This is a genomic window from Intestinimonas sp. HCP28S3_D6, from assembly GCF_052065695.1.
Taxonomy (GTDB): domain Bacteria; phylum Bacillota; class Clostridia; order Oscillospirales; family Oscillospiraceae; genus Intestinimonas.
Window position 1 is genome coordinate 1 of the sequence record NZ_JBQHTM010000059.1, and the last position, 14,515, is coordinate 14,515.

The following is a 14,515-nucleotide window of genomic DNA, read 5'->3' on the forward strand; positions in this document are numbered from 1 at the left end:
GGTGACGTTCTCCGCCCCGTACTGGGCCTCCATCTCGGCCTTGTAGGCCGCCACACCGGCGTAGCCCATGTTGGTCACGGCCCCGGTCTCCTCGTCGGTCACAGGGTCGATCCCGCAGTGCACATCGTTGGTGTGCAGGATCACGATCTTGCCGCTTTCGCTCTCTTCCGCCGCCAGCGCAGGCGCTGCCAGGCCCATGACCATGGCCGACGCCAGCACCAGCGAGAGCACCTTCTTCTTCATTTTCCCGTTTTCCACCTTTCTGTTCCCTACTTGGGAGACACAGACCGTCCTCCCTTCGGATACATCACAATGGTAACAAAATGGTGACAAAATTACAAGAGAGGCCCCCAAATTTTCTCCCTGTTTTGGGGAAATTTCCCCACCCTACCCGGCCGCGCCAAAAAGGGGCGGGGAGAGCGCTGTCCGCTCTCCCCGCGTTTTTCCCGGACTCAATGGGTGATCTCATATGCTATTGTCCCGGTGTCCAGCGGGATGGTGTAGTGATAGGTTCCGGTCTCCTGTCCCGTGGACGACTGCTTCACCGTACAGGTAAAGGTGAGGGTCTTGCCGTCGGCGCTGATAGCCATACCCTCCGGCGCCGCCTGGGCGGTGTCGCTGATCTGGGGCAGGCCCACATTTACCGTCTCCCCAGCCCCCTTGGCGGAGCCGGGCTTGTAGACCAGGGTCAGGGACCGGAATTCCCCGCTGGAGGCGCCGGCGGCGGAGGTATAGAGGATGGTACAGGAGTCGCTCTCCAGCCGCTCCAGGACGGTGCCCTCCTGGGTGCGCTGGGCGATGGCGGCGTCGTAGGCCGCCTGCTCGGCCTCCGGGGTGGGCTTTGGGGCCGCCCGGAAGGCCTCGTCGGCCTCGCCGGTGGACAGGTCCACGGTGTAGGTGTAGGTCCCCGCCGCGCGGATCACCTCCGACGCCGGGTCCCCCGGGTCGGACAGCACGGTTCTGGGGACGGCGCAGGTGTAGGTCAGGGTCTTTCCGTCGGCGCTGAGGGACAGGTTTTCCGCCCGGGCCACGATGCCCATGCCGTCGCACACGGTCAGGGGCAGCGCCACCGTCTCCCCGGCCCCCTTGGCCGAGCCGGCCTTATAGACCAGACGCAGGCTGTAGACCGAGCCCCGGGGCAGTCCGTCCGTCCTCAGGCTGAGCACGGTGCACAGGTCGGACTCCAGACGGTCCAGCACCGTGACCGGCATACTCTCCTTCCCCTGGGTGAGGGCATTCACGGCCGCCTCATAGGCGTCCCGGCCCGTTCCGGTTCCGGCGGCGGGCTGCTCAGCCGGTCTGACGGCGCTCAGATCCACGGTGCGGATGCCCAGCGTCCCGGCCTTGTAGGTAAAGGTCCGCCCGTCATCGCTCAGGGCGGGCTCCGTCGGGGCGGCCTTGTTGTCCAGGGGCAGGTCGATGACCAGACCCTCCCCCACGGCGGCGGCAGGCTTAGTCACCAGCTGAAGGGTGTAGCCGTTGCCCCGGGGCAGGCCGGACACCAGTCCCAGCACCACGGTGCCGTAGTCCGACTCCCAGCGCCCCTCCTCGCGGTAGAAGTCGTTGGCGGCGATCCCCGCCATGGCGGCCTCATAGGTCTGGAAGGCCCGGTCCCAGGCCGCCTGGGAGATGGCCCCATCGGTGATGAGCTTCTGGGCCAGAGTAGTCTCCGTCCCCTTCAGCCTGGCGGAGAGGGCGGCGGCGGTGACGTCCACGGCGTCGGCCCGGAGGAAGTTCGCCCGGTCCACCGTTTCGGGCACAATGCCGCAGTCCCCGGCCAGGGCCCAGGGGTCGTCCCAGGTGAAGTCGGTACCGTCGGCGTAGCCCAGGGCCCGGAGCATGAAGGTCACGTACATGGCCCCGGTGGCGGTGTTTCCCGCACCGAAGGTGGTGTCCGAGGTCCCCTTGGTGAGGCCCTGGTCATAGGCGTAGGACACATAGCCGTCGGCCCAGGCGGGCACGTCGGCAAAGGGGTGGGTCTTGGCCATTCCCGCCGCCTCAGCGTCCTTGCCCAGGGCCCGGACCAGCATGGTCACCGCCTCCGCCCGGCTGGGAGCCCGGTCCAGGTCGAAGTCGGTGAAGCCGTTTTCATCCACTCCCACGCCCAGGAAGAGGCCCAGGCCCTCCAGGCGCATGGCCTGGCCCTCCTGACGGCTCAGGTCCCGGCTCCCCACCGCCCCGGCGGCCCCCAGGCAGAGCACGAGGCACAGCAGCAGGCTCAGTGTGGCCCGTATCTTTCCTCTCATTTGGATGCACCTCCACATTTTGGTGTTTTCCGGTCCCGGCGGACCGTTCTCTATGGATAATATCGCTTTTACGCCCCCATTTGTGACAAAAAGTGCAGAATTTTTCTATTTTTTCGAAAAATTGGCCCTACCTTTCTCCCTCCGACGGGACAAAGGTCGTGCTCACCTCACCGGCGGTCAGGTCCACGGTATAGCCGTAAGTACCCTTCTCCTGGATGACGGTGACGCCGTCCATGCCGGGCACGTCCATCCGGACGGTGCAGGAGTAGGTGAGGGTATTCCCGTCGGCGCTGAAGGCCAGGTCGGCGGGCTGGGCGTATTCCTCCGGCGCAGCATGGGGCAGGGGCAGGTGCATCCACTCTCCTGCCCCCAGAGGGGACCCGGGCTTGCCGACCAGGTCCAGGCTGATGCTCAGCCCGGCGTGAAAGATCCCCGTATTCTGGGTGAGCAGGGCGGTGCAGGTCTCCCCCCCCCCACACCGCTTCAGCACCACTTTGCCGTAGCCGTTCTCCATCATTTCATGGATGGCGTCGTCATAGGCCTGCTGCTCCTCCTCCGGGGTGAGGGGAGGACCCTCGGGGGGCTGGAACGCCTCCTCCGCCATTCCGGTGGACAGGTCTGCGGTGTAGGTGTAGGTGCCCGCCTCATGGAACACATACTCATCTGGGGTGCCCTGGCCCTCCACATCGGGGTGGTCGAAGTAAAAGGAATAGGTAAAGGTCAGCCCGTCCTCGCTCAGGGAGACCTGGTCTGGCTGAGCCGTGGAAAAGGTGCCCGTTCTGACGATGGGCAGCTGTATGATGAGTCCCTCCCCCAGGGCGGAGGCCGGCTTGGTCACCAGACGGAGGGACCAGCCTTCGGAGTGGGGGGTTCCTGCGGCGTTTCCCAGCAGCACCGTGCCGCAGTCCGAATCCCAGCGCTCCTTCTCCAGGTAGAAGTCGTCGGCGGCGAGCTCTGCCATGGCCTCTTCATAGGTCCGGAAGGCCCGGTCAAAGTCCTCCCGGGAAAAAGCCCCCTGGGCGATGAGCTGGTTGGCCAGGGTGGTGTCCATCCCCTTCCGCCCGGCGAAGAGGGCGGCGGTGGTGACCTCCACGGCGTCTCCCCGGCTAAAGTCGTCCCGGTCCACTCCCTCAGGCAGGATGCCGCAGGTCTGAGCCAGGGTCCAGGGGTCGTCCCAGGTGAAGTCGGTGCCGTCGGCGTAGCCCAGGGCCCGGAGCATGAAGGTCACATACATCTCCCCGGTGGCGTCCTCCCAGGCGCCGAAGGCGGTATCCGACACGCCTTTGGCGAGGCCGTTTTCCCAGGCGTAGGACACATAGCCGTCGGCCCAGGCGGGCACATCGGTGAAGGGGTGGGGCTTTCCCATCTCCGCCGCCTCGTCCTCCTTGCCCAGGGCCCGGACCAGCATGGTCACCGCCTCCGCCCGGCTGGGGGAGCGCCACAGGGCAAAGTCGGTGGTGCCGTCACTGTACTCGCCCACCCCCAGGAAGAGGCCCAGGCTCTCCAGGCGCATGGCCTGGCCCCTCTGGCGGCCCAGCTCCTGGTCCTCCGCCGCCCTGGCGGTCCCCAGGCACAGTGCAAGACACAGCAGGGCGCACAGCGCGGCTGGCAGCTTTCCTCTCATTCGGATGCACCTCCCGTTTTATCGGGCCGGAACACGGCCCATATCTCTACCCTTATAGCGCCTGAGTCCCCGGTTTTGTGACAGGGGCGGGACATAAAAATTCAGACCCGGCACGCCTATCGGTGTGCCGGGTCCGGAATTTTGCCTCAGGAGAGCTCGAACATGCCGTGATAGAGCTGGTAGTACTCACCCTTCTGCTCCAGCAGGTCGTCGTGGCTGCCCCGCTCCACGATCTGGCCCTGCTCCAGCACCATGATGGCGTTGGCGTTGCGCACGGTGGACAGCCGGTGGGCGATAACGAAGACGGTCCGCCCCTCCATCAGCTGATCCATGCCCTTTTCGATGAGGGCCTCGGTACGGGTGTCGATGGAGGAGGTGGCCTCGTCCAGGATGAGGACGGGCGGGTCGGCCACGGCGGCCCGGGCGATGGCCAGCAGCTGCCGCTGGCCCTGGGAGAGGTTGGCGCCGTCGGCGGTGACCATGGTGTCGTAGCCCTGGGGCAGGCGGCGGATGAAGGAGTCGGCGTTGGCGATGCGGGCAGCCTTCTCCACCTCCTCCATGGTGGCGTCCAGCTTGCCGAAGCGGATGTTGTCGGCGATGGTGCCGGTAAAGAGGTGGGTGTCCTGGAGAACCATGCCCAGGGAACGGCGCAGGTCGTCCTTCTTGATGTCCTTTACATCGATGCCGTCGTAGGTCACCGTCCCCTTCTGCACGTCGTAGAACCGGTTGATGAGGTTGGTGATGGTGGTCTTTCCGGCGCCGGTGGAGCCCACAAAGGCGATCTTCTGGCCGGGCTTGGCGAAGAGGCTGATGTCCTTGAGGATTGGGTGGCCTGGGTCGTAGCCGAAGGTGACGTGGTCGAAGCGCACGTCCCCCCGGAGGGGCACGGAGGTGCCGTCGGGCTTGCGCCAGGACCAGCCACCCCGGGCCTCCTTCACCAGCTCCACCGTGCCCTCGTCCACCTCCGGGGGCTGATCCATGGCCTCAAAGACCCGCTCGGCGCCGGCCAAGGCGGCCAGGAGGAAGTTGCTCTGCTGGGTGAACTGGTTGATGGGCATGGCGGCCTGGCGGACGAAGACCAGGTAGCTGGCCAGGCTGCCCACGTCGGTCATGCCCGCCATGGCCATGTAGCCGCCCAGGGCGGCCACGATGGCGTAGTTGATGTAGGAGAGGCTCACCACCGCCGGCACCATGGTGGCGGCGTAGGCCTGGGCGCCGGTGCCCGAGCGCCGGAGGGCCTCGTTCTTCTCCCGGAAGCGCTGGAGATTCTCCCCCTCGTGGTTAAAGACCTTCACCACCTTCTGTCCGGCCACCATCTCCTCGATGTAGCCGTCCAAATCGCCCAGACTGGCCTGCTGCTTGCGGTAGTATGCCTTGCTGCGCTTACCGCTGAAACGGATATAGAGGAACATGATAATGTAGCACACCGCCACCACCAGAGTGAGCCGCCAGTTGAGGATAAAGAGCATGGTGAGGGTGCCCACCACCTGGATGAAGCTCTGGATAACCATGGCGAAGGAGTTGTTAAGTGCGTCGGAGATGGTGTCCACATCGTTGGTGAAGTAGCTCATGACGTCGCCGTGGCGGCGGGTGTCGAAGAACCGGAGGGGCAGGGTCTGGAGGTGGGCGAAGAGGTCCCGGCGAATGTCGAAGAGGACCTTCTGGGCCGCCTTGACCATGGTCTGGGTGTAGCCCCAGGCGGAGAGGGCGCCGGCCAGGTAGATGCAGGCGGTGAGGGCCACGCCCTTGAGGAGTGCCTTCATGCCGCCGGAGGCCAGATTGTTGACCACAGGACGGATCATATAGGTGCCCAGGAGGTTGCAGAGGGCGCTGACGGTGACCAGCACCGCCACCACCAGCAGCAGGTACTTGTGCCGCCCCATGTAGGAGAGCAGGGTACGCAGGGTGTAGCCCAGATCTTTGGGCTTTTTACCGCTGAGCGGACGGGCCGCCATGGTCCTCCCCTCCTTTCATCTGGGATGTATAGATCTCCTGGTAAATGGGGTCAGAGGCCAGGAGCTGATCGTGAGTACCGGTGGCGTGGATGCGCCCGTCCTCCAGGATGACGATGAGGTCGGTGTGCATCACCGAGGTCACCCGCTGGGCGATGATGATCTTGGTCACCCCCGTGAGTTTGGCTAAGGCGGCGCGGATCTTGCCCTCGGTGGCGGTGTCCACGGCGGAGGTGGAGTCGTCGAAGATGAGGATCTTTGGCTTTTTCAGCAAAGCCCGGGCGATGCACAGCCGTTGCTTCTGGCCGCCGGAGACGTTGACGCCTCCCTGGCCCAGGTCGGCGTCCAGGCCGCCGGGCATCCGGGTGAGGAACTCGTCGGCGCAGGCCGCCCGGCAGGCCGCCCACAACTCCTCGTCGGTGGCGTCGGGGTTGCCCCACTGGAGGTTCTCCCGCACGGTGCCGGAGAAAAGGACGTTCTTCTGGAGGACGATGCCCACGGCGTCCCGGAGGGCGGTGAGGTCGTAGTCCCGGACGTCGTGGCCCCCCACCTTCACAGCCCCCTCGGTCACGTCGTAGAGCCGGGGGATGAGCTGGACCAGGGTGGTCTTGGCCGAGCCGGTGCCCCCCAGGATGCCCACGGTCTGGCCGGCCCCGATGTGGAGGTCCACCCCGGAGAGGGCGTACTCCTTGGCGTCGGCGTGGTACTTGAAGGAGACACCCTCGAAGTCCACACTGCCGTCGGGCACGGTCCGGATGGGATCGTCAGGGGAGGTGAGGACCACGTCCTCGTCCAGCACCTCGGCGATGCGGTGGGCGCTGGCCAGGCTGCGGGTGAGGAGGAGGAACACGTTGGAGATCATCATGAAGGAGTTCATGACCTGGAGGACGTAGCTGAGAAAGCCGGTGAGCTCGCCCACCTGCAATCCGCCGTCCAGGATCATGCCGCCGCCGAACCACAGGATGAGGACGATGGCGGTATACATGGTGAACTGGAAGGCGGGCAGGTTGAGGACGGCCAGGTGGAAGGTGCGCTGGCTGGTGGCCATGAGCTCCCGGTTGACGCTCTGGAACTTGTCCTCCTCGTACTCCCCCCGGACAAAGGCCTTCACCGCCCGGATGGCGGTGAGACCCTCCTGGACCACGTTATTGAGGCGGTCCACGGACTTCTGGAGCTTTCCGTACATGGGGGCCACCTTGCTGACCACCAGGAAGAGGATAATGGCGAGGATGGGGGCGCACACCAGGAAGATGATGGCCAGCTCGGCGTTCATCCAGAAGGAGAGCCCCAGGCCCATGAGCAGCATGACGGGGCTGCGGAAGAGGGGGCGCAGGCCGCCGTTGACAGCGTTCTGGAGCACGGTCACGTCGGTGGTCATGCGGGTGACCAGGGAAGCGGTCTCGAAGCGGTCCAGGTTGGAGAAGGCGTAGCCCTGGACCTTCTCGTACTGGGCCTCCCGGACCCGCGCGCCCCAGCCGTAGGCCGCCCGGGCGGCAAAGCGGGCGTAGAGGAGGCCGGTGATGAGGGCCAGCAGGGCGCAGACGCCCATCTGGAGGCCCTTGCCCACGATGTAGTGGAGGTCCCGGTTTTCCACGCCCACGTCGATGAGGTCGGCCATGAGCACCGGAATCACCAGTTCAAAGACGGTCTCGATGAGGACCAGCAGAGCGCCGATGAACATGTCCCGCCGGTAGGGTCCCAGGTAGGAGAGCAGACGTCTGAGGTCTTTCATGTCCCATCCCCCCTCTCGGATTTCAGGTTGCGGTAGGCCCGGCCCAGGTAGTCGGCAAAGCGCTCCCGCTCCTCCGGGGTGAAGTCGGAGAGCATCCGCTCCTCCATGGCCCCGCACCGCTCCTGCCAGGCTTCACAGGCCGCCTCCCCCGCCGGAGTGAGGGCGATGAGATCCCGCCGCTTGTCCTGGTCGTCGGCGCGCCGGGTGACGAAGCCCCCCTTCTGGAGGCTGTCCAGCATCCGGCACACCGCTGCCGGGTCAATCTCAAAGTAATTGGCCAGCTCCCGCTGTCCGCAGGGGCCGTTCCGCCGCAGGTAGCCCAGCAGCTTGGGCTGTCCCGCCCCCAGGCCCAGCTCCCCCAGGGCGGGGCGCAGCGCCCCCCGCTGGGCGTGGAAGGCCCGATAGAGCAGCATGTGGAAGGTCCGTTCCATCTGTTCCGCCTCCATGTTGACATATCAATGATTGATATGTCAATTATAAACCATCCCGTGTCCCTGTCAAGTCATTGCGCCAGCATAGATCTGACAGCAAAGCAGGAAGGCTCCACATCTTATAAGATGTGGAGCCTTCCTGTACATTGATGGGACATTGCTGGTATCGTCTACTTCTCCTCCCGCTGGGCGGCCAGGAGCTTGGGGTAGTACCGCTCCAAGCCCAGGCGGTAGAGGGCGGCCATCCGGGGCTCCAGCACAGGGCAGTAGCTCTCCTCGCCGTCCTCCTCCGTCACGAACCAGTCCTGTCCGTCGGTTCGGAGAATGGGGGCCAGGTCCCGGAGGGAATAGCTGTCCAGGACGATGTCTCCCCGGCCCAGGAAGCGGCAGCACAGGCTCTCGTGGGGGTCAGCGTCCACGATGGCCAGGTTGAGTTCCTTGAGGTAGACTCCCACCGGCTCCCCACCCCCCAGCACCTCCGCGGAGCGCCTGGTGGCCTGATGGAGGGTCTCAGCGGTCTCCCGGTTGTTCCAGACCGGTGCCAGCAGAAAGACCCGGTTCAGGGGCAGCTTGACCCGGCCCGTAGGCGCCGCAGCGGAGAGCGGCAGCAGGTCATCCAGCTCAAAGGGGCCGGTCTCGGTCTTGGGCAGGAAGATCCGGGAGGCACTGTCTGCCATGAGGCTGCTCAGCAGGGTACGGATCATCCAGTCCAGGAGCACCGCCGTGTCCCAGCCATTGGCCCGGTACTGCTCCACGGCGTCCTCCCGAAACTTCATGGTGGATTCATAATCCAGCAGCCCCAGAGGCGGCAGAGGCCCGGCCAGGGGCTGGAAGGCTTTCTTTCCGAACATTTTTTACCAACTCCAAAATAGGATACCGTTCTTGTGGCATTTTAGCATATCGGACTCCCCACCGCAAGACGGTATCCCGAAAGAGGGCCGGCACCTGATGGTGCCGGCCCTCTTATCTCTAGCGCAATCCAGAGTGGGTTCGGACGGTTTACTTGCCGCAGCCGCCCCGCTCGGTGGGGATGCCGCAGGGATGGGTGGGGGTGGCGTCGTGGATGCGGTCCGTGGCAGCATAGGACCAGAACCGCCAGCCGCCGGCCAGATTGGAGCAGCGGAAGCCCCTCTGGCTTAGGATGCGGCAGGCCAGATAGCTACGCAGGCCGCTGAAGCAGTTGACATAGATCTTTTTGGCCGGGTCCAGCTCCCCCAGCCGCTGCCGCAGCTCATCCAGGGGGATATGGACGGCGTCGGGCCGCAGGAGGCCCTGCTGCTTCACCTCGTCGGGGGTTCGCACGTCCAGGAGGATCACCGAACCGTCGTCGGGCAGGTCGGCCATCTGGTCCCAGTGGTGCTGTTCCACCAGGCCGCTCCGCAGGTTCTCGATGACGTAACCGGCCATGTTCACCGGGTCCTTGGCGGAGGAATAGGGGGGCGCGTAGGCCAGGTCCAGCTCGGTGAGCTGCTGGGCAGTGAGCCCCGCCCGGATGGCGGTAGCCATGACATCGATGCGTTTGTCCACCCCGTCGAAGCCCACGATCTGGGCCCCCAGGATGCGCCCGGTGGCCGGGTCGAAGAGGGTCTTGATGCTCATGTTCTGTGCCCCGGGATAGTAGGTGGCGTGGGAAGCGGAGTAGGTCACCGCCTTGTCGTAGGCCACCCCGGCGGCCTTGGCGGCGCGCTCGTTGAGGCCGGTAGCGGCCGCCGTCATGCCGAAGAGCTTGAGGATGGAGGAGCCCTGGGCCCCGGCGTAGCCCTGGGTGAGGCCGCAGATGTGGTCGGCGGCCACCCGGCCCTGCCGGTTGGCCGGCCCGGCCAGGGCCACCAGGGACTTCTGTCCGGTGACGGCGTGGGTGAGCTCCACCGCGTCACCCACGGCGTAGATGTCCGGGTGGGAGGTGCGCATGTGGTCATCCACCACGATGGCGCCCTTCTGCCCCAGGGTGAGGCCGGCCCGGCGGGCCAGGTCGGACTCAGGGGCCACGCCGATGGCCAGGATGACCAAATCGGCGGCCACTGGCGCCTCCTCCCCGATGAGAGTCTCCAGCTTTCCACCCCGGCGGCGGAAGCCGGTGACGGCGGTGCTCAGCCGCAGGTCCAGGCCCTGACCCCGCAGGTAGGCGTGGACCTCGCCGGCCAGGTCCTTGTCCAAAGGCAGCAGCACCTGGTCGTCCAGCTGGATCATGGTGGTGTGGACTCCGGCGTGGATCAGGTTCTCCGCCATCTCCAGACCGATAAAGCCGCCGCCCACCACCACGGCGGACTTGGGCCGCTCCCGCTCCAGGAAGTTCCGGATGCGGAAGGTGTCCTCCACGGTGCGCAGAGTGAAGATGCCCTCCAGGTCGATGCCGGGCAGGGGTGGCCGGATGGCCTTGGCCCCCGGGGAGAGGATCAGCTTGTCGTAGGTCTCGGTGTACTCGCTGCCGTCCTCCAGGCGGCGGACAGTTACTGTGTGCTCCTCTGGCTGCACAGAGAGAACCTCGTTCTTGACGCGGACATCGATGTTGAACCGGGCGCGAAAACTCTCCGGAGTCTGGAGGGTCAGCGCCCCCTTGTCCTGGATGGTCCCCCCGATGTAGTAGGGCAGGCCACAGTTGGCATAGGAGACATATCCGGTCCGCTCCAGAATGATGATCTCGGCCTCCTCGTTCAGGCGGCGCAGACGGGCCGCTGCGGTGGCCCCTCCGGCCACCCCTCCGACGATAACGACTTTCATGGCGTTTCCTCCTTTATCCATTGGTCTCCAGTACTCCCCGGTAGCCGCTGATGCCGCCCAGATTCAAAGCCTCATAGCCCTGCCGCTTCAACCAGGCGCAGGCCTGGGCGCTCCGGGCGCCGCTGAGGCAGTAGGCGAAGATGGGCCGGTCCGTGGGCAGCTCCTGCTCGCGTAGGCGGTCCAGGGGCAAATTCACGGCCCCGGGCACATGTCCGGCGTGGTACTCCTCCGGGGTGCGCACATCCAACAGAATGGCGCCGGGGGCAGCCCGCCAGCGCTCCAGGCCCTCTTCAAAATCAGGGCGGCGGAGCAAAAAATCAAACAGGCCCATGCACGTTCCTCCCTTTGCCGGGCGACGGTTCCGCTCCGGTCTTTTCTTGTTTACAGGCTTAGCATACCAAAAACTGCCCGCCCCTTCTGTGACAAAATCACCTTTTTACCGCCCGCCCCCATATCTTGACATTCCATCCGCTTATGCTATAATAAGCGCCAGAGTGTAAGGCAAATGCCGCACGAAGGGGTACACCACCACGGGTGTAGTTCTTTCGTGCGGCTTTTTTTGTCCAAAAGGAGGCGAAAGCGTGGTCAAAATCAACGGAGCGGAGCTGGATCTGGCCGGCCGTATTCTGTCCGACTACCTGTCGGAGACGGGGTTCAATTTGTCCCGGGTAGCTGTGGAGCGGAACAGCGAGATCGTGCCCAAACGGCTCTACGGGGAAACCGTCCTGGCAGATGGGGACACCCTGGAGATAGTGGGCTTTGTGGGGGGCGGCTGACATGGTCCCCACACATGAGGAGATGCACCTGGCCCTGACCCAACGCCATGGTGCAACCCTCCAGGCAAAGTTTGATGCCGGACGGGTGGCAATCTGCGGCCTGGGCGGTCTGGGGTCCAACGTGGCCATTGCCCTGGCCCGGGCGGGTGTGGGACAGCTCCACCTCATCGACTTCGACCGGGTGGACCTGACCAACCTGAACCGTCAGCAGTACACGGTGGACCAGCTGGGCCGGTACAAGACCGAAGCCCTGGCGGAGACTCTGGAACGGATCGCCCCCTACTGTACCCTGCGGATGGACACAGTCAAGGCGACAGAGGACAACCTACCGGTGCTGCTGGCGGGGGACGACATCATCTGCGAGGCCTTCGACGTACCAGAGGCCAAGGCCATGCTGGTCTCCGGCGTGCTGGAGCATGTTCCGGAGAAGTACCTAGTGGCCGCCTCCGGCATGGCGGGGCTGGGCAGCGCCAACACCATCTGTACCCGGCGTGCCTTTGGACGGCTGTACCTGTGCGGCGACGAGGCCTCAGATGTCTCCGACGGGCTGGGGCTGGTGTCCGCTCGGGTGGCGGTGTGCGCCGCCCATCAGGCCAACATGATTCTCCGGCTTCTAGCCGGGGAGACAGAGCCGTAATACGGCCCATTCAAAAACGATAAGGAAAGATGAGGAGATTCCTATGGCAGAACAGCAGAAGAACGATCCGCTGGTCATCGGCGGACACACCTTTACCTCCCGCTTTATTCTGGGTTCCGGGAAGTACTCCCTGAAGCTCATTGAGGCCGCCGTCCGGGACGCGGGGGCACAGCTCATCACCCTGGCGGTCCGCCGGGCCAACACCAAGGAGCACGAGAACATCCTGGACTACATCCCCAAGGGGGTCACCCTTCTGCCCAACACCTCCGGCGCCCGGAACGCCGACGAGGCGGTGCGCATCGCACGGCTGGCCCGTGAGCTGGGCTGCGGCGACTTTGTGAAAATTGAGATCATGCGGGACTCCAAGTACCTGCTGCCCGACAATCAGGAGACCATCCGGGCCACAGAGATCCTAGCCAGGGAGGGCTTTGTAGTCATGCCCTACATGTACCCCGACCTGAATGTGGCCCGGGACCTGGTGAACGCCGGCGCGGCGGCGGTGATGCCTCTCGCCTCCCCCATCGGCTCCAACAAGGGCCTGGCCACCCGTGAGTTCATCCAGATCCTCATCGACGAGATCGACCTGCCCATCATCGTGGACGCCGGCATTGGCCGGCCCTCCCAGGCCTGTGAGGCCATGGAGATGGGGGCGGCGGCCATCATGGCCAACACCGCCCTGGCCACCGCCGGAGATCTGCCCCTGATGGCCTCCGCCTTCCGCAAGGCCATCGAGGCAGGCCGGCAGGCCTATCTGTCCGGGCTGGGCCGGGTATTGGTCCGGGGCGCCGCCGCATCCGACCCCCTCACCGGCTTCCTTTGGGACTGAGAGGAGGCGCGGTATGGAAAACAAGGAAAATCAGTTCCTGGTGGACTCGGCGTTTCTGAGCCCCCAGGCCCTGGAGCGCAAGCACAAGCTGGAGACCGATCCCTCCAGCCGCACCGACCACATGGCCTATCTCCCCGGCATGGAGCGCATCCAGTCCGATGTGATGGACAAGGTGATGGCCCAGATGCACGCCTATGACCCAGAGGGCTATACCGCCCGGGATGTGGAGGCGGCTCTGGACCACGAGACCTGCTCCATCGAGGACTTCAAGGTCCTTCTCTCCCCGGCAGCGGAACCCTTCCTAGAGCGGATGGCCCAGCGGGCCCGGCTGGAGACCCGCAAGCACTTCGGCAACACGGTCTACCTTTTCACCCCTCTGTACATTGCCAACTACTGCGAGAACTACTGCATCTACTGCGGCTTCAACTGCTACAACCACATCAAGCGCATGAAGCTGAGCACGGAGCAGATCGAGCACGAGATGCAGGTCATCGCCGATTCCGGCATGGAGGAGGTGCTCCTCCTCACCGGCGAGAGCCGGTCCATGAGTGGTGTGGAGTACATCGGCGAGGCCTGTAAGCTGGCCCGGAAATACTTTCGCATGGTGGGCCTGGAGATCTATCCGGTGAACAGCGACGAGTACCGCTACCTCCGCTCCTGTGGCGCCGACTATCATCACAAACAATGCTGCAATTCCCACGCAGGTGAATGTGCCCCGCCAACCCGTCGAAAGGCTGGAGAACAGCCGCACGCATACTTGTCCCAGTAGCATAGCGCTCAGCCCAAAGCTCATCATCATGATTCCAGAGCAGAGTCCCTTCTTGTCCGGGTACCACATACCTGCTACGGAGAGCAGCGTATTGTAAGACAGGCCACTGCCAAAGCCAATGGCCATACCATAAGAAATATATAACTCCCAGACGGAGTGTCCCTCCATCCGGGCGGTCATAACGAATCCCGTGCAGACAAGCACACCCGCCGCCAGCAGCAGCAGTTTGACGGGGATCCGCCGCAAAAGCAGCCCAGTCAACAGGCTCCCAAGGCAGAAAAAGCACATGGTCAGCGTGTAGTTGACCGCCATCTGAGATGCATTCCAGCCAAAGGCCTCCATCATGGGGGCTTTCAAAATCGACCAACCGTAGATGATCCCGGAAAACAGCATTCCCAGAGAGCCGACCACCAAGTAACGGCGGCGGGCCGGAATGGAGGTTATCTGCAGATCGGCACAAGTATCCATGGGCTCCAAGAACCTCCCATCGCTTTTGTGCGGCCGGCGTCCGATGTCTGCCGCCGCGCCATGATAAGAAGGCCCCCGAGGACACCGTCAGAGCCCTGTGTCCCCGGGGGCTGGATTTTTGCCTGCTTTTTGTCTTACTTCCGGGCGGCCTGGATACCGGAGATGACGACCCGCTGGATCTGGTTGGTGCCCTCAAAGATCTGATAGATCTTGGCGTCACGCATTAGGGAATCTCTGATTTAATCCGCACTACCATAAAGGCTCCGGATGTGGGATAATAACACTATCAACGCAATGGTGGTGTATGGGGATGAAGAAACAGGAAACATTTAC

The 14,515-nt window shown here is 64.4% G+C and carries 13 protein-coding genes and 2 pseudogenes; 4 read left to right on the forward strand and 11 right to left on the reverse strand.

What is annotated here, in order from left to right:
- The 9 genes from ACTNBK_RS14960 to ACTNBK_RS15000 all read right to left on the reverse strand — a co-directional run.
- Window positions 1-243: hypothetical protein (locus tag ACTNBK_RS14960; RefSeq protein WP_441147315.1), on the reverse strand; the 243-nt coding region annotated here is incomplete at its 3' end.
- A gap of 209 nt (window positions 244-452) precedes the next feature.
- Window positions 453-2,246, reverse strand: coding sequence for an S-layer homology domain-containing protein (locus ACTNBK_RS14965; RefSeq protein ID WP_441147317.1), 1,794 nt, complete (start codon window positions 2,244-2,246; stop codon window positions 453-455).
- Between the two features lie 127 nt (window positions 2,247-2,373).
- Window positions 2,374-3,870, reverse strand: coding sequence for a hypothetical protein (locus tag ACTNBK_RS14970; protein ID WP_441147319.1), 1,497 nt, complete (start codon window positions 3,868-3,870; stop codon window positions 2,374-2,376).
- A 146-nt stretch (window positions 3,871-4,016) separates the two neighbouring features.
- On the reverse strand, window positions 4,017-5,825 hold the full coding sequence (locus ACTNBK_RS14975; RefSeq protein ID WP_441147321.1) for an ABC transporter ATP-binding protein: 1,809 nt from the start codon (window positions 5,823-5,825) through the stop codon (window positions 4,017-4,019).
- A complete protein-coding gene (locus ACTNBK_RS14980) occupies window positions 5,800-7,554 on the reverse strand; it encodes an ABC transporter ATP-binding protein (protein ID WP_441147323.1) in 1,755 nt (584 codons plus the stop codon). Before ACTNBK_RS14980 ends, ACTNBK_RS14975 begins: the two co-directional genes overlap by 26 nt.
- Window positions 7,551-7,985 carry a MarR family winged helix-turn-helix transcriptional regulator gene (locus ACTNBK_RS14985; RefSeq protein ID WP_441147325.1) on the reverse strand — a complete coding sequence of 145 codons (435 nt, stop codon included), beginning with the start codon at window positions 7,983-7,985 and terminating at the stop codon, window positions 7,551-7,553. The genes ACTNBK_RS14980 and ACTNBK_RS14985 overlap by 4 nt, the downstream gene beginning before the upstream one ends.
- 170 nt (window positions 7,986-8,155) lie before the next feature.
- On the reverse strand, window positions 8,156-8,836 hold the full coding sequence (locus ACTNBK_RS14990) for a hypothetical protein (protein ID WP_441147327.1): 681 nt from the start codon (window positions 8,834-8,836) through the stop codon (window positions 8,156-8,158).
- Between the two features lie 148 nt (window positions 8,837-8,984).
- Window positions 8,985-10,706: an FAD-dependent oxidoreductase gene (locus ACTNBK_RS14995; RefSeq protein ID WP_441147329.1), complete on the reverse strand. Its 1,722-nt coding sequence runs from the start codon at window positions 10,704-10,706 to the stop codon at window positions 8,985-8,987.
- Between the two features lie 13 nt (window positions 10,707-10,719).
- Window positions 10,720-11,037, reverse strand: a complete 318-nt coding sequence (locus tag ACTNBK_RS15000; protein WP_441147331.1) for a rhodanese-like domain-containing protein — start codon at window positions 11,035-11,037, stop codon at window positions 10,720-10,722.
- Between the two features lie 250 nt (window positions 11,038-11,287).
- Between ACTNBK_RS15000 and thiS the strand changes: the two genes are divergently transcribed.
- The 4 genes and pseudogenes from thiS to ACTNBK_RS15020 form a co-directional block, all read left to right on the forward strand.
- Entirely contained in the window at window positions 11,288-11,482 is a 195-nt protein-coding gene (gene thiS, locus ACTNBK_RS15005) for a sulfur carrier protein ThiS (RefSeq protein ID WP_441147333.1), read from the forward strand.
- 1 nt (window position 11,483) lies between these two features.
- Entirely contained in the window at window positions 11,484-12,119 is a 636-nt protein-coding gene (gene thiF / locus ACTNBK_RS15010; RefSeq protein WP_441147335.1) for a sulfur carrier protein ThiS adenylyltransferase ThiF, read from the forward strand.
- Between the two features lie 43 nt (window positions 12,120-12,162).
- Window positions 12,163-12,945, forward strand: a complete 783-nt coding sequence (locus ACTNBK_RS15015; RefSeq protein WP_441147337.1) for a thiazole synthase — start codon at window positions 12,163-12,165, stop codon at window positions 12,943-12,945.
- A 13-nt stretch (window positions 12,946-12,958) separates the two neighbouring features.
- A pseudogene (locus tag ACTNBK_RS15020) lies at window positions 12,959-13,618 on the forward strand (2-iminoacetate synthase ThiH); the annotation flags it as partial.
- Between the two features lie 54 nt (window positions 13,619-13,672).
- On the opposite strand, the pseudogene ACTNBK_RS15025 reads toward ACTNBK_RS15020, so the two are convergent.
- Together ACTNBK_RS15025 and ACTNBK_RS15030 are read right to left on the reverse strand one after the other, a co-directional pair.
- Window positions 13,673-14,182 (reverse strand): annotated as a pseudogene (locus ACTNBK_RS15025) (MFS transporter); the annotation flags it as partial.
- Between the two features lie 134 nt (window positions 14,183-14,316).
- Entirely contained in the window at window positions 14,317-14,406 is a 90-nt protein-coding gene (locus ACTNBK_RS15030; protein ID WP_441147339.1) for a hypothetical protein, read from the reverse strand.
- Window positions 14,407-14,515 lie beyond the last annotated feature (109 nt).